The sequence below is a fragment of the Thermocatellispora tengchongensis genome, from assembly GCF_014202315.1.
In the GTDB taxonomy this organism is placed as follows: domain Bacteria; phylum Actinomycetota; class Actinomycetes; order Streptosporangiales; family Streptosporangiaceae; genus Thermocatellispora; species Thermocatellispora tengchongensis.
The window spans coordinates 1-19919 of sequence record NZ_JACHGN010000023.1 but is presented as its reverse complement, the minus strand read 5'-3'; the positions used below and the strand labels follow the sequence as shown (position 1 = coordinate 19919).

Here is a 19919-nt window from a genome sequence, read left to right as displayed (position 1 = left end):
CCGGCCACCCACACCGACGGCATGCTCGGCGTCGGACGGCGCGCCTGGGGGTTCGAGTCGGGCTGGGCGACGGGGCGCCAGGCTCGCCGGAGGAGACGATCGCGGCGGGCAAGCGGCTGGGCAAGGCCATCCGCGCCGCCGTGGGCGAGGACCCGCACGTGGTCTTCGACTACGCCGGCCGGGCCACCATCGGCATCTCCACCTTCGTGGCACGGCGCGGCGGCGTGGTGGTGACCTGCGGATCGAGCAGCGGCCACCTGCACGAGTACGACAACCGCTACCTGTGGATGAACCTCAAGCGGATCAGCGGGGTCACAGCCACCCGTACCATGACCGAGACCCAGGAGGGCGACGACCATGACGTCGATCAGCAGGACCACCCGCGGCGTGTACGCCATCGCGCCCACGCCGTTCCACCCCGACGGCCGGATCGACCTGGACTCACTGCGCCGCCTCGTCGACTTCTACGAGGCGGCCGGAGCCGACGGCCTCACGCTGCTGGGGCAGATGGGCGAGGCGCCGAAGCTGACCCACGCCGAGGCCGTCGAGGTGGCCGCGGCCGTCCTGGACCGGACCCGCCTCCCGGTGGTCGTCGGGGTCTCCGCTCCGGGCTTCGCGTCCATGAAGGCGCTGACCGGCGAGGTCATGTCCCGGGGCGCGGCGGGCGTGATGGTCGGCCCGCCGCACACCCTGCGCACCGACGATCAGATCGTCGGCTACTACGCGCAGGTCGGTGAGGCGCTCGGGCCGGACGTGCCGGTCGTCGTCCAGGACTACCCCCTCACGTTCTCCGTCGTGATGTCGGTGCCGGTGCTGCGACGCATCGCGCGGGAGGTGCCGTCGGTGGTGATGCTCAAGCACGAGGACTGGCCCGGCCTGGAGAAGATCAGCGCACTGCGCGCCGCGGAGGAGGCCGGTGCCATGCCGCGTCTGTCGATCCTGTGCGGCAACGGCGGCCTGTTCCTCGATTTCGAGATGCGCCGCGGCGCGGACGGCGCCATGACCGGCTACTGCTTCCCGGAACTCCTCGTCGATGTCGTCCGGCTCATGGGCGAGGGGAGGACCGCTGACGCGCACGACCTGTTCGACGCGCATCTGCCGTTGATCCGCTACGAGCAGCAGGCCGGCGTCGGTCTCGCGGTCCGCAAGTACGTCATGCGGCGGCGCGGTCTGCTCGCAGACGACGCCCAGCGCGCGCCGGGGCGCTCGCTGACCGCGGCCGAGCGCGCCGAGATCGATGTGCTGCTGGAACGGCTCGCCCGGCGCGACCCTCGGGCGAAGCTCTCCTGAGCGACGCCGCCCGGCCGGCCCCTCACCGGCCGGGCGGCCCCGGCGTCGTGGCGTCAGTGGCGTGGCTCGGCGAACCGGGCCATGGGGATCGCGACGGTCAGTAGGTGGCGCGGCCGCCGCTGATGTCGTAGACGGCGCCGGTGGAGAAGCTGACCTTATCGGAGGCGAGCCAGGCGATCAGTTCGGCGACCTCCTCCGGCCTTCCGACGCGGCGCATGGGGATGAGGCTGGTGATGTGGGCCAGGGCCTCGGGGCCGGTGTCGGCGTTCATCGGGGTCTCGATCACGGCGGGGGCGATGGCGTTGACGAGGACGCCGCTGGTGGCCAGCTCCTTGCCGAGGGACTTGGTGAGGGCGATGACGGCGGCCTTGGAGGCGGAGTAGGGGGCCATGCCGGGATTGCCGTCCTTGCCGGCCATGCTGGCGATGTTGACGATGCGGCCCCAGCCGCGCTCGCGCATGCCGGGGACGAAGGCGCGGCAGGTGTGGAAGGTGCCGTTGACGTTGACGTCGAAAGTGCGCCGCCAGCCGTCCAGCGGGACCTCCCACAGCGGGGCGTTCGGGCCGACGACGCCGGCGGAGTTGACGAGGATGTCGACGGGGCCGATCTGCTCGGCGGAGTTATGGACGGCGGCCGGGTCGGTGACGTCCACGACGAGGTCGGCGCCGTCGGCGACGTCGAGGGTGACGACCTTGACGCCGTCGGCTTGGAGGCGGATGGCGGCGGCCTTGCCCAGGCCGCTGACGCCGCCGGTGATGAGCGCCGTGCGGGACATGAGAAATCCTTTCCGTGGGATTCGCGCGGGTCGAGCAGGTCGCGGACCTCGTTCAGCACGGCGTGCAGGCCGCCGGCCCGGTACGGGTCGTCTTGCCGCAGCCGCCGAGCAGCGGGTTGGCTCGCAGCATCTCCTCGATGGCCGGCGCGGCCATGTTCCGCCACGGCATGGCGGTCGGGACGGACCTGGGTCTCGCCGAGGGAGACCACCGGGAGGTTCGGCGGGACGCCGCCGGCCTCCCACACGCCGTGCCGCGTCCACGCCCGATGGATGGAGGCGTTGCGATCGGCGCCGGCGTGCCACTGACCGCTGCGGCTCGTCGCCATGAGGACAACCACTCTTTCCGGTACGAGGGCGAGGGGCCTGCGGGGGCTCCCACCGCCCGGCTGCGGGTGCGCTACCACTCCCGTGGACAAGCGCCGACGGATACGTATAAGCAGGGAACTCGCTGTGACATTAGCCCAGCCTCACCGCCGGGGGAAGCCCTCCCGGCGGGAAACTTTCGTTTTTAGGAACGATGGTCTAATCTCCGGAATATGGGGGAGGCGGCAGAAGGCGAGCAGAAACTCGTAGGCTCCGATCGGGTGCTCGCGGTGCTGGCCGAGCTGGCCCGGCATCCCGACGGGATCGGGCTGGAGGAGATGGCCCGCGCGGTGGCAAGCCCCAAACCGACGGTGCACCGCGCCCTGGCGGCGTTGCGGCGCGCCGGGTTCGCCGCCCAGAACGGCCACGGCCGCTACCTGCTGGGCGACGAGTTCCTGCGGATGGCCTTCGCTCACCACGAGGCGCGGCCCGACCACGTCCGGGTCACCCCGATCCTGCGGGCGTTGTGCGACCGCTACGGCGAAACGGTGCACTACGCGGTGCTCGACGGGACCTCGGTCGTCTACCGCTCCAAACTCGACCCCCCATCCGGAGCCATACGGCTGACCTCGGTGGTCGGGGGCCGCAACCCCGCTCACTGCACCGGAGTCGGCAAGGTGCTGCTGGCGCACGCCCTGCCCGACGAGGACGCGGTCCGCGCCTGGGTGGGCGACCGCGAGCTGGAACGCCCGACCGAACGCTCCATCACCACCGTCGAGGAGCTCCACGCCGAGCTGGTACGCGTCCGCGAACAGGGCTACGCGGTCGATGACCAGGAGAACGAGCCGGGCGTCAACTGCGTCGCGGTCGCGGCCTACCTGACCTCGCCCACCGTCCCCAGCGGCGCGATCAGCGTCAGCGCCCTGGCCTACCGCACCCCGCTCGGCAAGCTCGTCGCCGACCTGCCCGCCATCCGCGCCATCGTCTCCGGAGAGGACCCGTTGTGAAGTTCCATGCGAGCCCGGCGTCGGCCGAGGTCTACAGCCTCGGCGAAGGCCCGGTCTGGGACGCCGCCCGCCGGCGCCTGCTGTGGGTGGACATCGTCGCCGGGGCCGTGTACGAGGGCGTGCTCGACGACGGCACGGTCACCGCCACGCGACGGCACGCCTTCGACTCCACGGTCGGAGCGGTCGCCGTCGCGGCCGACGGGCAGTTGATCGTGGCCGAGAAGGAGACGCTCACCAGGGTCGGCCTCGACGGGCGCCGTACCGAGCTGGCCCGGGTGCTGGAGCCGGGCAGGCGCAGCCGCCTCAACGACGGCGCGGTGGACCCGGCCGGCCGGTTCCTCATCGGCAGCCTGGCCCAGGACGACCGCCACGGCCAGGAGGTGCTGGCCCGCCTCGACGAGACCGGCGTGACGTACCTCGACACCGACTTGGTGCTGTCCAACGGCCTGGCCTGGGTCGGCGACCGGCTCTACAGCGTGGACACCGTCCCCGGCACCATCTGGGTGCGCGACTACGACGCGGCCGGGGGCACGACCGGGCCGCGGCGCGAGGCGTTCACCATCACCGACGGCAAACCCGACGGGATGTGCGCCGACGCCGACGGCAACCTGTGGATCGCCAACTGGGGCCGAGGCCGCGTCGAGTGCCGCACCCCCACCGGCGAGCTGCTGGCCACCGTCGAGACCGGCGCGCCGCACACCTCCAGCGCCGCGTTCGCCGGACCCGACCTGGACACCCTCGTCATCACCACCTCCACCCAGGGCCTGGCTGAGCCCGGCCCCGGCGACGGCCGCCTGTTCACCGCGAACGTCGGCGTCCGCGGCCTGCCCACGCCGTACTGGAACCCCTTCTGACCCGCGGAGCACCATCCATGTCCCTCATGCGCGCCGGCACGCGGCGCCGGAACGCCGTCGGGCCCCGGTAGATGCGCGCCCTGGTCCTGACCGGCCCCGGCAAGGCCGAAGTCCACGAGGTCGAACCACCGGCCGCCGCGCCCGGCGAGGTGGTCGTGGACGTCGAGCGGGCCGGCGTGTGCGGCACCGACGTGGAGCTGTTCACCGGCGAGATGAGCTACCTGCACACCGGCCGCTCCTGGTACCCGCTGCGGCCCGGCCACGAGTGGTGCGGCAGGGTGACGGCCCTCGGCGACGGCGTACCGGCGGAATGGCTGGGCCGCCGCGTCACCGGCGACACCATGCTGAGCTGCCGCACCTGCGACCGCTGCCGCTCGGGCCGTCACCACGTCTGTGGCGACATGGCCGAGATCGGCATCAGCCGGGGCCGTCCCGGGGCGCTCGCCGAGCAGCTCGCCGTGCCGGTGACCGCGCTGCACGCGCTGCCGGACACGGTGGACTCCACCCTGGGCGCGCTGGTCGAACCCGGCGGCAACGCCTTGCGGGCGGCCCGGGGCGCCGGGCTTCGACCGGGCGGGCGGCTGTTGGTGCTGGGCACGGGGACGATCGGCCTGCTGACGGCGCTGTTCGCGAGGGCCGGTGGAGCCGAGGTTCATCTGCTCGGCCAGGACGAGTCCACGTTGCGCCTGGCCCGGCACCTCGGCTTCGGCCACGCCTGGACGCGGGCCTCGCTGCCGCGGCTGCCGTGGGACGGCGTCGTCGACGCCTCCAACGCGCCCGGCCTGCCCGCTCTCGCGCTCGACCTCGTCGAACCCGCCGGCCGCGTGGTCTACATCGGACTGGCCGGCACCCCCTCCGCGATCGACACCCGCGACCTGGTGCTCAAGGACGTCACCGCGGTCGGCATCCTCGGCGGCTCGGCCGGCCTGGACGGAGCCATCGCCGCGTACGCGGACGGCTCGGTCGACGCCCGCCCCCTCGTGGCGGCCACCGTCGGCCTCGCCGAGACCGCCGGCGTCCTGGCCGGACACCGCCCAGCCGACGCCGGCCCGGGGCCGAAGATCCACATCGACCCGCGCCGGTAGGGAGCGACCACCGCGGACCTCGTCATGACCGCACCCGGCCCGGCCGTCCTGATGCGGACACCGGATTCACCGGGCGGAGCCGGAGGCCTCCGCCCGGTGGTGCTCCGGCGGGTTACCCGGCGATCGGCGTCACCGCGATCTTGTCGATGATCGGGGCGTACTTCGATCGGAGCAGGATGTCGGGGAAGGTGTCGGAGATGTAGCTGTCGCCGTCGAAGTTCGGCAACTCCATCGAGGCGAAGGCCACGGTGTTGGCTCCCTTTTCGAGCTCGACCGGGACGGACAGCTCCCAGAAGTTGTTGGCGTGGAAGGAGTGGGGGAACCAGGCCCGCAGTGGCTCCGCGCCATTGACGGAGATCTCGGCGTGACGGGCAAGGGGATCGGGGTTGTAGTGGGTGGCGGGGGACTGTTCGGGGTTGGAGTAGCGGACGGTCAGCGCGTAGGTCCCCTTCTTGGGCGCGGTGACGTCGAAGGTGAGGGTGTTGGCGTTGCCCGGGTCGCCGCCGATGTCGGTGACCGCCTTGCCTCCGCCGGCCAGCGAATAGGCGGCCACCTTCGCGGTCCCGGAGACACGGGCCGACTCGGCCTCGTACCAGGTGGGCGTGAGGGTGCCGGCGGTGTCGGTGACGCGGAGGCGATCAAGCCGGAGCTTGCCGGACTGCCCGGTGACGGTGATCTTGTTCACGCCTCCGGCCAGGAACGCCTTCAGGCCGGTCGAGGCGTTGACGCCGCCGACGCGCCGGCCGTTGACGTCGATCCAGGCCCTGCCGCCGCCCGAGGTGTCGACGTTGATCGTCGCCTCGCCGTCGTCCGGCGAGTAGACCCAGAAGGTGGCGGTCTGGCCCTTGGACAGGGTCGTGACGCCGGCGCCGGATACCTTCTTACGGGTGTAGTCGGTGCTCGCGCCCGTGAGCGTCGCGTACTCGGCCTCGTAGATCGACTCCTTCGCCGCCGGGTTGGGCAGCGACAGGTCGATCTTGTCCACGATCGCGTCGCCGGTCGTGGCCCGAGTCCCGTCCAGGCTGCGGGCGGCCAGGGTGATGACGTGCTCGCCCTTGGACAGGGTGACCTTGGTGTCGGTGTGGTCCCACACGACCCACTTGTAGCCGAGCGGCAGATGCAGCTCCTGCTCGGCCCCGCCATCGACGCGCAGGAACACGTTCGTGGGGCCCTGCTCCCGTACCGCGCCGGAGGTGTTCAGCGAGTTCGCGAACACCGACAGGTCGTAGGTGCCGTCCTCGGGGACCGATACGGTGAAGTTCAGCGCGAGGTCGGAGCCGGTGCGCAGGCCGCCCACGTTGTAGCCGCCCGAGGTGTAGAACCTGCCCACGTCGGACGGTGATCCCTCGGGACCGTTGCGGCTGTAGCCGCTGCCGGTGTGCGCGGCGTCCTCGGCCTCGTAGGTGGCCTCCCACAGCGTGGTCTTCGCCGCGGGGGACGAGGCGTTGGCTCCCGGGGTGAGGATGATCTGGTACGCCGAGGACTCCTTCATGGCGGGCAGGTCGTCGCCGAAGCGGAAGATCAGCGAGCCGTCCTCGATCTTCCGGTTGAGCTCGGCGACCACACGGGGCTGGGCGGAGTCGCCGAGCTGGCCGGTCCACGGGATCTCCTGGATCAGCGCGTGCACGGTGCCGCCGAACAGCTCGGCGTCCACGTTGTCGAAGCGGATGCCGACCTTGCCCGAGGTGCCGCCGAACAGCGCGCGGGCCTGCGCCTTGGCCTTGTCGAGGGTGGCGACGCCCTGCAGCGTGTAGCTCGTGTCCGGGCGTGGCGGGATGACCTTGACCGTGTTGCCGCTCATCTGGCCGTAGGCGTGCAGCAGCCACCACTGGCCGTTGCCGCGGTTGGCCTGTACGGCCGAGTCGGACAAGTTGCCGTCGATGTTCCAGTACGCGATGTCGGCGTCGACCTTGGACTCCTCGATGGCGGAGACCCACTGGATCATCTGGCCGGGTACCGAGGTGTGGTAGTTGAAGGCGTACTCGTTGATGTTGATCGGCAGCCGCTTCTCGCCGAGGATGGCGCGCTCCCACTGGCGGTACCTCGCGACGCTGCTCCGGATACGAGCGGGATCGCCCAGCTCGTGCCAGGTGATGACCTGAGGCAAGGTGCCGGCCTGCAGTGTGTGCCGGAGGAAGCCCTGCACCTGGTCGTAAAGGACGCTCGTGTTCGGCCCGGCGATCCTGGCGGTGGGCATCTTGCCCTTGATCAGGGCATAGACCTCGTCCCACGCCTTGAAGAAGTGCCGCGGGTCGGAGAGCCAGCTCACCCTGTTGTAGCTCCACTCCCCGGTGCCGAACATGTTGCCCTCGGGCTCGTTGAACGGCACGAAGACGATGTTGTCCTGGTATTTCGGGTCAAGCTTGAGGACCTGGTCGACCTGCTTGGCGATCTTCGCCTTGAAGTCGCCGAGCCTCTCCTCCGGTGTGTCGCCCGGCCACTGGTACGGGAAGCCGCGATAGATGTCGGTCATGTAGATGTACACGTCGCCGTCGGTGCTGTCGGCCAGAGGCTTGACCACCTCCAGCGCGTCGGCGCCCGGGTGCTGCGGGCCGTCCTGGGCCTTGGTCGAGACCGTGCGCAGCTTCATGCCCTCGATGAGGTTGCGTGCGGGCACGCCGTCGCCGTACACGCCGTACAGGGTGCCGGACGCGCCGCCGTGGAAGGCGCCCGTATCGGTGCCGAGGTCCACGGTCAGATCGTTGTTCGTGACCTGCACGACGGCCTCGACCGGGGTGCCGTTCGCGGTGCCCTTGACCGTGAACCGGCCGGGCTCGGCGTACTTCGCCGGGTCGATACTCTCCCAGGTGATGGGAACGCCGCGGCGGATGCCGTCGGAGAACTCCGCGTTCGCGGTCCTGGGCAGCGCCGGTGCGACGCCGGTGAAGGTGGTGACGTCGAAGGAGGTCTGCTCGACCTTCGACAGGGTCGCCTTGTGGTCGCCGGCCAGCTCGGCGACCTGCTCGGCGCTCATCGCGGCGTCGTAGACGCGGAACTCGTCCAGTTCGCCCGCCAGGAACGGGTGCCCGTTCCAGAAGGGCTTGCCCAGGAAGCCGGAGGTGGTGTTGCCGTCGGCGTGCATGACCGCGGCCAGGTCGACGGCGGCCGTGGTGCTGCCGATGGGCGCGCCGTTGACGTAGAAGGTGAGGGTCCTGCCGTCGATCGTGGTGACGAGGTTGGCCCACTTGCCGGCGGGCAGCTTCTGCAGGCCCGGCACGCCGACCTCACTGCCGCCGTTGACCGGTTTGATGGACGACCTCATGGTCGCGTCGCCGCTGTAGGACGGCGTGACGAAGGTCGCGGTCGCGGCGTCCTTGCCGAGGTTGTAGACCCATTGGAAGTCGGCGCCGCCCGCCCACTTCACCCAGACCGAGACCGTCATGGCCTGGCGTCCCCGGAACAGACCGTTCGGGATCGTCACGAACGGCGCCGTCTGGGAGCCGCTCGGCCCGCCGGGCAGTGCGAGGGCCTGCGTGCCGTCGGCGCCGGTGGCGGTCTTGGCCGAGCCGGGGTTGGCGAGGGTGCCGTTCAGTCCGGAGGAGGTCCGGTCGGTGATGACGCCGGTGGACAGGTCGCCCTCGAAGTCGTAGTGGAGCACGAGCGCCGGGGCGGCGGCGCCGGCAGCCGGTAAGGCGGCGGCCGGGATCGCGGTCGCCGCGAGGGCGGAGGCGAGGACGGCATGAGGCACGAATCTGCCGACTCGCGGGGACAAGGATGTGGCCATGTGCTTTCCCCTCGGGGAGATGCAGCGGGAAGTCGAATCGATTCGCCGAATCGATTCGACTGGACCTTAAGCGCGATACCGCGCGACGGTCAAGCATCGGAAACGCGCCTGAGATCGCACCGACACGCAGGCGTCACGGAGGTGTCATGCGTTCAGCCGCTGCTCCGATGCGTGCGGTCCGGGGCGGGCCGATGGCGGCACGGCCCATCCGCCGGGACGGCGCGCGGGCTCGACGCCGGCGTGTGCCGCCGCGACGGGAAGACCTTGCGACCTGGGCGTGCGGACCTGGGCGTGCGGACCTGCGCGTGCGGACTTGGACGTGCGGACCTGGGCGTGCGGACCTGCGCGCGCGGACTTGGACGTGCGGACGTTGGGCGTGCGGACCTGGGCGTGCGGACGTTGGACGTGCGGACTTGGACGTGCGGGCCACGGGCCTGGTGCGGGCCACGGGCCTGGGCGTGCGGAGCCGGGCCGTGCGGGGCCACGGGCCTGGGCGTGCGGATCTGGTCGTGCGGACCTGGTCGTGCGGTATCGGATCTGGGCGTGTGGATTTGGTCGTGCCGGCCTGGCGTGGGGGCCTGGGCCGGGCGGGTCAGGCCGGGCCGCCGCGCCGGGCGGGGCCGGTCGAGCCCCTCAGCGAGATCGGCGGGGCGGCCAAGTGGTGGCGGTGCGGGGCCGGCGGGTCGGCGATGCGCTGGATGAGCAGCTCGACGGCGCGGGCGCCCATCTCGTCGGCCGGCACATCGGCGGCGGTGAGCGGGGGGTGGAGGTTCTCGGCCCAGTGCCGGGCGGCGACGCCGACGATGGAGAAGTCCCGGGGCACGGCCAGGCCCGCCCGGCTCAGACCCCGGTACATGCCCGCGACGGCGGCCTCGTTGATCGTGGCGATCGCGGTCAGCTCGCCGTGCCGGGCCAGGAGCTCCTCGACGCAGGCCTGGCCGCTCTGGGCGTCGTCCCCGCAGCAGACCTGCACGCCGGACAGGCCCCGCTCGGCGACGGCGTGCTCGAAGCCGCTCTGGGCCCGGTGCCCGGGACCGTAACCGACGGCGACCAGCTCGGCGTTGCGGTTGATCAGCGCGACGTGCCGGTGGCCGAGGTCGGCCAGGTGATGCACGCACCTGGCGATGAGCGTCTCGTAGTCGATGTCCACCCAGGACATCTCCTCCGGGCGCCTGGTGCGGCCGATGCCGACGAACGGCAGGCCGCTGTGCCGCAGGCGGGCGACGCGCTCGTCCTCCAGCCGGATCTCCATGAGGATGACACCGTCCACGCGGCGGCCTGTGACGATCCGCTCGAAGGAGCGGTCGTGCTCGCCCCCCGAAGGCGACAGCAGGACGTCCAGGTCGGCGCGGGCCGCGGCGTCGACCACGCTCGCCACGAAGGTGAGCTGCATGTCGGTCAGGCGCTGACTGGCGGGCGGGATGACCAGGCCGATCGTGCGGGTCCGGCCTTCCTTCAGGGCGCGGGCGGCGGCGTTGGGCCGGTAGCCCAGCTCGTCGATCACCGCCTGGATGCGGCGTTTGGTCTCCACCGACACCGGACGTTTGCCGGTGAGCGCGTACGACACGGTGCTGCGTGACACGCCCGCCCGCTTGGCGATCTCCCCGATGTTCACCCGCGCTCCTTCGGTTCTGCCGTTCGGCGTCCATCGTAGATCGAACCGTTTCACCACGAGGCCCGGCGTCCGGTTCCGTGACGAGCATGCCTGACCCGCCGCACGTCATCCGCCACCTCTTCGAAACGGTGCCCCGCGGACTATTGACGCCTGCGGCGGAGCATGCCTATGTTCTGTCGAACCGATTCGCGGAATCGATTCGACTCTAGGTGGACGTCATGGGATCAGCGTCAAGGGGCCGGCGTGCGACCGGCATGGGTCTGGCGATTCTGGCCGCCGCCGGCGGGCTGGCCGCCTGCTCGTCGTCCGAAGGTCAGGGCTCGGCGAACGCGAGCCAGGCCGCCGGGGGCGGCCCGTACACGATCTGGGACCCCTACCCGCAGTTCGACAAGAGCTCGGAGTGGGTCAAGCTGCTGGAAGACTGCGGCGCCCAGGCCGGCGTGCGGGTCGAGAGGACCGGCTACGACACCAGCGACCTGACCAACAAGGCACTGCTGGCGGCCCAGCAGGGCAACTCGCCGGACGTGCTGATCGTGGACAACCCGGTGGTCTCCACGCTGGCCGAGGCCGGGGTGCTGACGACGACCGAGGAGAACAAGCTCGATGTCTCGGCTGTCGCGCCGAACCTGCTGGCGGCGGGGCAGAGCGGCGGCAAGACCTACGGCGTGCCGATCGGCGCCAACACCCTGGCGCTGTACTACAACAAGGACGTCCTGGACGAGGCCGGCGTCAAGCCCGGTGACATCAAGGACTGGGCGTCGCTGACCGCCGCACTGGAGAAGGTGAAGACGGCCGGGAAGAAGGGCATCACGTTCTCGGCGATCGGCACCGAGGAAGGCAGCTTCCAGTTCCTGCCCTGGTTCTGGGGCTCCGGGGCGAACCTCACGAAACTGGACTCCCCCGAGGGCGTCGCGGCGGTGGCCCTGTGGACGGACTGGCTGAAGAAGGGCTATGCCCCCAACTCCGTCATCAACAACACCCAGACCACCAGCTGGCAGGAGTTCGCGAGCGGCGAGTACGCCTTCGCCGAGAACGGCACCTGGCAGCTCGCCAACGCCAAGAAGACCGGCTTCCCATACGGGATCATCCCGATCCCGGGCAAGGACGGCGGCACCGCGCCCGCGCCGACGGGCGGCGAGTTCGTCAGCATCCCGGTGCAGGCCGACACCGGCCGCTACGCCACCTCCCAGAAGCTGGTGACGTGCCTGACCGCCACGGAGACCTCGCTGACCACCACGACGACCCTGTCGTACATCGCTCCCACCGAGGCGGTCCAGGCCAAGCAGGTCGCCGCCAACGCCGAACTGCGGGTGTGGGTGGACGCCGTCAAGGCCGCCAAGGGCCGCACCAGCGACGACCTGGGCACCAAGTATCCCAAGATCTCCGAGCCGATGTGGGGTGCCGTCCAGGCGGCGCTGAGCGGATCGAAGTCGCCGCAGGAGGCGATGACCGCGGCGCAGGCCGCGGCGGCGAGCGCGACCCGGTAGCGCGCATGAGCCTGAGCACGCGGACGCGGGCCCGGGACTCCGGCCGGACGAGCGGGCCCGGCCACCGGGCGGCTCGCACGCGGGGTCACCGTCACTCCCGCTCGCCGCAATGGACGGCGTGGGCCTTCCTCACCCCGGTCATCGCGTACCTGCTGATCTTCTACGCCTATCCGCTGTACCGCAACGTCGAGCTGAGCCTGCGCGACTACACGGTGCGCTCCTTCGTGCAGGGGGACGCGCCGTTCGCCGGGTTCGGCAACTACGCCAAGGTGTTCGCCGACGCCACCTTCGCCCCCGCGCTGTGGCACACGATCGTGTTCACGCTGGTGTCGCTGGCCTTCCAGTTCACCATCGGGCTCGCGCTGGCGGTGTTCTTCGCCAGGAACTTCCGGCTTTCGGCCACACTGCGGGCGCTGTTCCTGGTCCCGTGGCTGCTGCCGCTGATCGTGTCCGCCTCGACGTGGTCGTGGATGCTCAACAGCGACTCCGGCGTCGTCAACGCCGTCCTGGGCTGGATCGGCATCGGCCCGGTCAACTGGCTGACCTCGCCCGAGTGGTCGCTGTGGTCGGTGATCATCGCCAACATCTGGATCGGCATCCCGTTCAACCTGGTCCTGCTGTACTCCGGGCTCCAGGCGATCCCGCCGGCCGTGTACGAGGCGGCGGCGCTGGACGGGGCGAGCGGCCCGCAGCGGTTCTGGAGGGTGACGTTCCCGTTGCTGCGGCCCGTTTCGGCGATCACCATCCTGCTCGGGCTGGTCTACACGCTGAAGGTGTTCGACATCATCTGGATCATGACCAAGGGCGGTCCCAGCGGCGCCTCCACCACCTTCGCCACCTGGTCGTACCGGCTCGGGTTCGGCAACCTCGTGCCCTCGTTCGGACCTGGCGCGGCGGTGGGCAACCTGCTCATCGTGATGGCGCTGGCCTTCGGGCTGCTCTACATCCGCATCCAGCGAAGGCAAGCCCTGACATGAGGCACGTCAAAACCGGCATCGGCCTGGTGCTGACCGCGCTGATGCTGTTCCCGGTCTACTGGATGGTCAACGTGTCCCTCACCCGGGACACCGACATGCGCAAGAGCCCGCCGAACTTCTTCCCGGCCGACCCCACGCTGGAGGGCTACCGGGCGGTGCTGGACGAGCAGGTGCCGTACTTGGGCGTGAGCCTCGTCGTCGGGCTGGGCACGGTCGCGCTGACCCTGGTGGTCGCGGCGCCGGCGGCGTACTCGCTGGCCAAGCTGCGCCCGCGCGGCGGCGGCCTGCTGAGCTTCGTCCTGCTGATCGCCCAGATGATCCCCGGGATCATCATGGCGATGGGCTTCTACGCCATCTTCCTGGCCGCCGGCGTGCTCAACACCGTGCCGGGGCTGATCGTGGCCGACTCCACGTTGGCGGTGCCCTTCGCGGTGCTGATCCTCACCACGTTCATGTCCGGCATCCCGGACGAACTCCTGCACGCCGCCCGCGTGGACGGCGCCGGAGCGGTACGCGCCTTCGTCTCGATCGTGCTGCCCGTCTCCCGCAACTCGCTCATCACCGTGTCGCTGTTCGCGTTCCTGTGGGCCTGGTCGGACTTCATCTTCGCCTCCACCCTCGACCAGGGCGGCGACCATCAGCCGATCACGCTCGGGATCTACGCCTACATCGGCAACAACAACCAGGAATGGAACGCCATCATGGCCACCGCGGTGGTGGCCTCCATCCCGGCCACGCTCCTGCTCATCGTCGCCCAGCGCTACGTCGCCGCCGGTGTGACCGCGGGCGCTGTCAAGGACTGACCTCTTCAGAGAAGGGACACCCTCTTCATGACCGTCGCCGCCTCCGGCCCGGGGTTCTCCGTGCGGGACATCCCGTTCAGCTATCGCGGCTCCTGGTTCGGATTCTCGCCGGTGATCGCGGAGAAGACCTACGCGCAGGACGTGCACCTGGTCTCGCACCAGACCGGGATGCATCCGGTCTTGCGGCTGGTCCCGGCCGCCGATGCCGGCGTCACGGCCACGCCGCACCTGCTCACGTGGAGCGGCGACGGCGGACGGATCGACCTCGCCTACGAAAGCGCCGACACCGTACGGCTGCGCGGCCGGGGCCTCGGGCTCCGCCTCACGGCCGCCGACCCGGACCTGACGCCGTTCAGCGGGCCGTATTTCTACCACGACCCCGTCGATGGCTCGTTCGTCTTCACCGTCTACCAGACCGGGCGCCGCTATCGCATCACCGTGCTCGGCGGTCAGGCGGTCCCGCTCGGCACGCAGGCGCTCGGTACCGCCGAGCGCGGCGTCACCTTGGCCGGCGACTGGGAGATCGCCCTTGAGGAGTACGAGACCGCACGTGCTCCCTACGGGGGCGCGGACACCTTCGAGCAGGTGGTCAAGGCGGCGCGGGCCGAGTTCGACGCGTTCGCCGCGGCGGTCGCGCCCTGGCGCAGCGAGGCCACGCCCGCCGCCGAGCTGGCCGCGTACGTGCTGTGGTCGGCCACCGTACGGCCGGCCGGGTTCGTCACCCGGCCCGCGGTGCTGATGTCCAAGCACTGGATGGACAAGGTGTGGAGCTGGGACCACTGCTTCAACGCCATGGCCCTCGCCGACGGCCTGCCCGAGCTGGCCTGGGACCAGTTCCGCCTGCCCTTCGACCACCAGGACGCCGCCGGGGCGCTGCCCGACTCCGTCACCCACTCCGAGATCCTGTACAACTTCGTCAAACCCCCCATCCACGGCTGGGCCCTGGGCCGAATGCCGAAGGGCGGCCAGGACGAGATCTATCGGCTCCTGGAGCGCTGGACCACCTTCTGGCTGACGGCCCGCCGGGTCCCCGGCCACGAGCTGCCGCACTACCAGCACGGCAACGACAGCGGCTGGGACAACGCCACCACCTTCGATCCCGGACGCGTCGTCGAGACCGCCGACCTCGCCGCCTTCCTCGTCCTGCAGATGCGCGAGCTGGCCCGCCGGGCTCCGGACCCGGACGCGGCGGCCCGCTGGTCGGGCGCCGCCGACCGGATGCGCGACGCGCTGCTCGCCGAACTGTGGACCGGTGACCGGTTCGTCGCGCGCTGCGCGCACTCCGGAGCCACCTGGAGCAGTTCCAGCCTGCTGGACCTCATGCCGATCGTGCTCGGCGGCGAACTCCCCGAGCCGGTGCACACGGCGCTCGCCGCCCGGATCGCGGAGCACCTGACCGCGTTCGGGCCCGCCACCGAGCACCCGTCCTCCGAGCACTACCAGGACGACGGCTACTGGCGGGGGCCGATCTGGGCCCCTTCGACCGTCCTGATCGAAGACGGCCTGCGCCGCGCCGGCCACACCGCGACGGCCGACGAGATCAGCGCCCGTTTCCGCAGGCTGTGTGAGCAGTCGGGGTTCGCGGAGAACTTCGACGCACGCACCGGCGAAGGGCTGCGCGACCGCGCCTACACGTGGACGGCCAGTGCGTACCTCATCCTCGCCGCCGCCCACGAGCGGCGCCGACGGCGGCATTGACACGCGTACGCTGCCGGCGGCTCTCATGGACGGACATCACGTGTTCTCCGGAATCGCGATCCCCAGTCTTCTCCACGTGCGCTGATCAGAGGGTGGATTCGCGGGTCATCAGCTCGAAGGGGGCGATGTGCTGGCTGGTCGGGCGGAGAGGGGCGCGGATGCGCTGCGCCACCAGTTCGACCGCCTTCGCGGCCATCCACTCGTGGTCCGGCGCCACCGTGGACAGCGACGGCACGCTGTAACTCGCTTCGGGGACGTCGTCGAAGCCGATGAGGCGGATGTCGCCGGGAACCCGCAGGCCACGGTCGGCCAAGCCGCGCAGGACGCCCAGCGCGACGGTGTCGGTCACCGCGACCACGCCGTCCACCTCGTGACCGGAGTCGGCCAGGCGGTGGGCCGCGGCACGGCCGGCTTCCATGGTCAGGCCGTCCAAGGGGACGAACAGGGACGGGTCCACATCAAGACCTCGCTCGGTGAGCGCGGCGAGGTAGCCATGGTAGCGGCGGCTCACGGCGTTCACGCGGTCGAGGACGCCGCCGGTGACGATCGCGATCCGCCGGCATCCCCGGTCGGCCAGGTGGGCGGTCGCCGCTTTGGCGCCCTCCTCGTTGGGCATGGCGACGTGGTCGAACCGGCCGCCGAAGTCCTGCTCGCCGAGCATGACGATCGGGTAGCCGGCCTCGGCCGGCCGGTCGTCCAGGCGGTCCAGGGCGACGGCGCTGAGGATCAGCCCGTCGAAGTGCAGCGTGCGGGAGTGCGTGATCGCGTCCGCCTCTCCGTCGGCCGCCGCGCCGGTCTGTTCGATCGCGACATGGAAGCCCTGGCGCCGTGCGGCGTCGATCACGAGGGCGGCGAGGTGACCGAAGTAGGGGCGGTCGATCTCGGGCACGGCGAGGCCGATGACGCCGGTCCGCCCCGACTTCAGCGTGCGTGCGGAGACGTTGACCCGGTAGCCCGACCGGCGGATGGCCTCCAGCACCCGCTGACGGACGGCATCGCTGACCCCTTCACGGTTGTTGACCACGTTGGAGACGGTCATCTTCGACACGCCGGCCAGCCGGGCGACGTCTTGCATCGTCACCATGTGCTGCCCCACGTTCCGCCCTTCGAACGGCGCTTCGAACGGCGCATCGAACGGCTCTGTCCTGACCGAGGTCGTCGTCCGTATCGGAGCCTATCGCGGTTCCGTCCGCTCGCGTACAGTCATGCCAGCCGTGCCTCCACGGTGACGAAGGAGTGGGCGGGCAGGTGGACCCGCAGCCCGGAGGCCGTGGGGACGACCTGCTGGTGCGGGCGCGGGGCGACGGTGTCGGGCGCCTCAGGGGTGTTGTGGTCCTGGAGCCTGCCCGCGGTCAGGATCCGGGAGCGGACGTCGGTCACGGAGCCGCCGCGGAGGTCCAGATCGACATCGGCCGCTTCCGCGGCGTCCAGGTTGGACAGCGAGATGAGCACCCGGCCCTCCTTGCGGCTGGCCGAGAGCGAGACGGTCTGAAGCGGCGCCGATCCGATCACGCGGGCCGGCGCGGCCGACAGGAGATCGACGCGCAGCGAGGCGGCGTCATGGTGTCCCTTGTTCATCTCGAACACGTGGTAGGTGGGGGTCAGGACGAGCGCGCCGGACTCGGGGTCGGTGAGGATCATGGCCTGAAGCACGTTCACGGTCTGGGCGATGTTCGCCATCACCAGCCGGTCGGCGTGACGGTGGAAGATGTCGAAGTGCAGGCCGGCGACGAGGGCGTCGCGGAGGGTGTTCTGCTGGTAGAGGAAGCCGGGGTTGGTGCCGGGCTCCACGTTCCACCAGGTGCCCCATTCGTCCAGCACCAGGCCCACGTGCTTGTCCGGGTCGTAGCAGTTCATGATGTCGGAGTGCCGGGTGAGGAGTTCGTCGACGCGGGCCGCCTGGACCATCGTGCGGTAGTAGTCGTCGGTGTCGAACACCGTGGCGTCGCCCTTGTCGTGCCAGGGGCCGGGGACGGTGTAGTAGTGCAGCGACAACGCCTGGACGAACGACGTGGGCCGGTACGCGCAGCCCAGCGTGCCCAGCGACTTCATCAGCGTCTCGGTCCAGGCGTAGTCGTCGGAGTTGGCGCCGGCGGCGATGCGGTACAGCTTGTTGTCGCCGTGGTCACGGCAGTAGGTGCCGTATCGGCGCGCCTCGGCGGCGTACTGCTCGGCGCTCATGTTGCCGCCGCAGCCCCACGCCTCGTTGCCGAGCCCCCAGAAGCGCACCCGCCACGGCTCGTCGCGTCCGTTGGCCTTGCGCAGGCGCACCATCGGCGAGTCGCCCTCGCGGGTGAGGTACTCGACCCAGTCGCTCATCTCCTTGACGGTTCCCGAGCCGATGTTGCCGCTGATGTAGGGCTCGGCGCCGAGCAGTTCGCACAGGGCCATGAACTCGTGGGTGCCGAAGTGGTTGTTCTCCTCGACGTTGCCCCAGTGGGTGTTGACCATCACCGGACGCCGGTCCTTGGGGCCGATCCCGTCCATCCAGTGGTACTCGTCGGCGAAGCAGCCGCCGGGCCAGCGCAGGTTCGGGATGTTCAGGGCGCGCAGGGACTCCACGACGTCGAGCCGGATCCCGGCGGCGTTGGGCAGGTCGCTGTCCTCGCCGACGTAGAAGCCGCCGTAGATGCACCGGCCCAGGTGTTCGGCGAAGTGCCCGTAGAGGTGCCGGCTGATCACGGGCCCGGTCACGTCGAGGTTGATCACTGCGGGCACGACGACGTTCGTCATGTATCACTACCTTCGGGGTCGGGGGAGCGGTGCTGCGACGCGCCCCATCGGGGTGGCGCGCCGGACGCCGGGTTGCGGTGTCAGCGCCGGATGGAGCCGGCACGGTCAAGCCGGGAAACCGGCACGGCGTGCCGGAGCCGTCGATCCACGCGGCCTGGCGGAACTCGCGCGGGACGGCGGCACCAGACGCGGGCGCCGGCGAACGGGGCCGCTCGCGGAGCGCGTCTCGGAGCGGTCGGTGAGCGCTGCGGCGATCAGGACGGTGACCGCGAGCACCCGTGATGCTCGTCCCATGGCTGCTGATACTCCGGCGATGAATGTGACCACCATAACTTTACCGATACATTTTATCGGTAAAGTAAGGCCACCCTATCGACAGAGACCGGTATGTCAAGACCCGCGGCCCACGGTGACCCATGACCGCACCCATCCGACGGCCCGGGGCACCCGTCCCCCGGGGACGGGGCGGCGGGCCGCTCCGGTCCCGGGCCCGTGGGTCCGTCCGGGCGGCCCGCCACCTCGTGGTGGTCAGTTGGCGGGTTCGCCGGAGGGGGCGGGGAGGGTGGTGCCGAGCCGGACGGGGGTGCCGAAGTTGGGGGTGCCGTCGGCGTTCCAGGTGAACTTCTGGGCACGGGTGCTGCGGTTCATGTCGCAGCCGCCGCTCGCCGAGTCGTTGGCGTGGTAGACGATCCAATCCTCGGTGCCGTCGGGGGATTTGAAGAACCCGTTGTGGCCGGGCGCGTAGACGCCGTTGGCGTCGTTGCGCTGGAAGACCGGGTTGGGGGACTTGGTCCAGTGGGCGGGGTTGAGCGGGTCGTTGCCGGTGAGGGTGAGCATGCCGAGCTTGTAGTCAGGGCCCCAGCAGGCGCTGGCGGAGTAGATGACGAAGGTCTTGCCGTTGTGGTAGAGCGGCTCGGGGGCCTCGGTGACCGGGAACGTCTGCCTCTCCCAGGGGAGGGTGGGCCCGGTGATCTTCACCTGCCCGCCGCTGGTGGTCCAGGGGTTGCTGAGCGCCTGGATGAACAGGCTCTGGCCGCCGTTCTGGTAGGTGCCCATCAGGTAGAGCCGGCCGCCGTGCTGTAGAACGCCGGCGTCCAGGGCCCAGCTCGTGCCGAGGTCGGCCTTGAAGCGGTAGGGGCCCATGGGGTCGGTCCCGTCGCTTTCCAGCACGTGGAGGCGCTGCGTCGGGTTGTAGTCGGCGACGTTCTGGCCCGCGACGTAGTACAGGTACCAGCGCCTGCCGTTGGGGCCGTCCAGCAGGTGGAACTCGGGGGCCCACATGTTGCAGCAGCCGTTGGGACGGCCGCTCAGGTCGAACACCGTGGTGTCCGGCGCGCTCGGCAGACCGGCGAGCGTGCGGGACCGCCGCATGGTGATCGTGGAGTTCCACGTGGTGGTCGCCAGGTAGTAGTAGCCGTTGTGGTAGGTCAGCCAGGGGTCGGGGCCGCGCTGCTTGATCGGATTGGTGAAGGTGCCGGGCGTGCCGGGTCCGCCGATCTTGATGAGCTGCCATTGCTGGTTGGTGCCGTTGAGGTCGGTGTACTGGGAGACGCGGGCGCCGTCGGCGG

The 19919-nt window shown here is 70.6% G+C and carries 14 protein-coding genes; 8 read left to right on the top strand and 6 right to left on the bottom strand.

Features of this window, described 5'->3' with window-relative positions; all coding sequences use genetic code 11:
* Positions 1-357 precede the first annotated feature (357 nt).
* On the top strand, positions 358-1290 hold the full coding sequence (locus HNP84_RS39715) for a dihydrodipicolinate synthase family protein (protein ID WP_185055228.1): 933 nt from the start codon (positions 358-360) through the stop codon (positions 1288-1290).
* 97 nt (positions 1291-1387) lie between these two features.
* On the opposite strand, the gene HNP84_RS39710 is transcribed toward HNP84_RS39715, so the two are convergent.
* Positions 1388-2065 carry an SDR family oxidoreductase gene (locus HNP84_RS39710; RefSeq protein WP_185055227.1) on the bottom strand — a complete coding sequence of 226 codons (678 nt, stop codon included), beginning with the start codon at positions 2063-2065 and terminating at the stop codon, positions 1388-1390.
* A gap of 536 nt (positions 2066-2601) precedes the next feature.
* Here HNP84_RS39710 and HNP84_RS39700 point away from each other — a divergent pair.
* The 3 genes from HNP84_RS39700 to HNP84_RS39690 all read left to right on the top strand — a co-directional run bounded on the left by HNP84_RS39700 (position 2602) and on the right by HNP84_RS39690 (position 5314).
* Positions 2602-3375 (top strand): IclR family transcriptional regulator, encoded by a 774-nt coding sequence (locus tag HNP84_RS39700; protein ID WP_185055226.1) that lies wholly within the window; start codon positions 2602-2604, stop codon positions 3373-3375.
* Positions 3372-4229: an SMP-30/gluconolactonase/LRE family protein gene (locus tag HNP84_RS39695; protein ID WP_185055225.1), complete on the top strand. Its 858-nt coding sequence runs from the start codon at positions 3372-3374 to the stop codon at positions 4227-4229. Before HNP84_RS39700 ends, HNP84_RS39695 begins: the two co-directional genes overlap by 4 nt.
* Before the next feature lie 71 nt (positions 4230-4300).
* Entirely contained in the window at positions 4301-5314 is a 1014-nt protein-coding gene (locus HNP84_RS39690) for a zinc-dependent alcohol dehydrogenase (RefSeq protein ID WP_185055224.1), read from the top strand.
* Between the two features lie 112 nt (positions 5315-5426).
* Here HNP84_RS39690 and HNP84_RS39685 read toward each other — a convergent pair whose 3' ends face one another.
* A complete protein-coding gene (locus tag HNP84_RS39685) occupies positions 5427-9002 on the bottom strand; it encodes a LamG-like jellyroll fold domain-containing protein (protein WP_221337345.1) in 3576 nt (1191 codons plus the stop codon).
* 628 nt (positions 9003-9630) lie between these two features.
* Positions 9631-10653 carry a LacI family DNA-binding transcriptional regulator gene (locus HNP84_RS39680; protein WP_185055222.1) on the bottom strand — a complete coding sequence of 341 codons (1023 nt, stop codon included), beginning with the start codon at positions 10651-10653 and terminating at the stop codon, positions 9631-9633.
* Between the two features lie 254 nt (positions 10654-10907).
* Between HNP84_RS39680 and HNP84_RS39675 the strand changes: the two genes are divergently transcribed.
* The 4 genes from HNP84_RS39675 to HNP84_RS39660 are packed head-to-tail and all read left to right on the top strand — an operon-like array spanning position 10908 to position 15618.
* Positions 10908-12140 (top strand): sugar ABC transporter substrate-binding protein, encoded by a 1233-nt coding sequence (locus HNP84_RS39675; protein WP_221337344.1) that lies wholly within the window; start codon positions 10908-10910, stop codon positions 12138-12140.
* A gap of 5 nt (positions 12141-12145) precedes the next feature.
* Positions 12146-13117 (top strand): carbohydrate ABC transporter permease, encoded by a 972-nt coding sequence (locus tag HNP84_RS39670; RefSeq protein ID WP_185055220.1) that lies wholly within the window; start codon positions 12146-12148, stop codon positions 13115-13117.
* Positions 13114-13920, top strand: a complete 807-nt coding sequence (locus tag HNP84_RS39665) for a carbohydrate ABC transporter permease (RefSeq protein WP_185055219.1) — start codon at positions 13114-13116, stop codon at positions 13918-13920. Before HNP84_RS39670 ends, HNP84_RS39665 begins: the two co-directional genes overlap by 4 nt.
* A gap of 27 nt (positions 13921-13947) precedes the next feature.
* A complete protein-coding gene (locus HNP84_RS39660) occupies positions 13948-15618 on the top strand; it encodes an amylo-alpha-1,6-glucosidase (RefSeq protein ID WP_185055218.1) in 1671 nt (556 codons plus the stop codon).
* 85 nt (positions 15619-15703) lie between these two features.
* Here HNP84_RS39660 and HNP84_RS39655 read toward each other — a convergent pair whose 3' ends face one another.
* The 3 genes from HNP84_RS39655 to HNP84_RS39645 all read right to left on the bottom strand — a co-directional run.
* On the bottom strand, positions 15704-16702 hold the full coding sequence (locus tag HNP84_RS39655) for a LacI family DNA-binding transcriptional regulator (protein WP_185055217.1): 999 nt from the start codon (positions 16700-16702) through the stop codon (positions 15704-15706).
* 119 nt (positions 16703-16821) lie between these two features.
* A complete protein-coding gene (locus HNP84_RS39650) occupies positions 16822-18351 on the bottom strand; it encodes an alpha-N-arabinofuranosidase (RefSeq protein ID WP_185055216.1) in 1530 nt (509 codons plus the stop codon).
* A 528-nt stretch (positions 18352-18879) separates the two neighbouring features.
* Positions 18880-19919: glycoside hydrolase family 43 protein (locus tag HNP84_RS39645; RefSeq protein ID WP_185055215.1), on the bottom strand; the 1040-nt coding region annotated here is incomplete at its 5' end.

Excerpts from the sequence above, each read along its gene's own strand:
- HNP84_RS39715 (WP_185055228.1), top strand. The coding sequence starts at position 358 with ATGACGTCGATCAGCAGGACCACCCGCGGCGTGTACGCCATCGCGCCC.
- HNP84_RS39710 (WP_185055227.1), bottom strand. The coding sequence starts at position 2,065 with ATGTCCCGCACGGCGCTCATCACCGGCGGCGTCAGCGGCCTGGGCAAG.
- HNP84_RS39700 (WP_185055226.1), top strand. The coding sequence starts at position 2,602 with ATGGGGGAGGCGGCAGAAGGCGAGCAGAAACTCGTAGGCTCCGATCGG.
- HNP84_RS39690 (WP_185055224.1), top strand. The coding sequence starts at position 4,301 with ATGCGCGCCCTGGTCCTGACCGGCCCCGGCAAGGCCGAAGTCCACGAG.
- HNP84_RS39675 (WP_221337344.1), top strand. The coding sequence starts at position 10,908 with ATGGGTCTGGCGATTCTGGCCGCCGCCGGCGGGCTGGCCGCCTGCTCG.
- HNP84_RS39670 (WP_185055220.1), top strand. The coding sequence starts at position 12,146 with ATGAGCCTGAGCACGCGGACGCGGGCCCGGGACTCCGGCCGGACGAGC.
- HNP84_RS39665 (WP_185055219.1), top strand. The coding sequence starts at position 13,114 with ATGAGGCACGTCAAAACCGGCATCGGCCTGGTGCTGACCGCGCTGATG.
- HNP84_RS39660 (WP_185055218.1), top strand. The coding sequence starts at position 13,948 with ATGACCGTCGCCGCCTCCGGCCCGGGGTTCTCCGTGCGGGACATCCCG.
- HNP84_RS39655 (WP_185055217.1), bottom strand. The coding sequence starts at position 16,702 with ATGGTGACGATGCAAGACGTCGCCCGGCTGGCCGGCGTGTCGAAGATG.
- HNP84_RS39650 (WP_185055216.1), bottom strand. The coding sequence starts at position 18,351 with ATGACGAACGTCGTCGTGCCCGCAGTGATCAACCTCGACGTGACCGGG.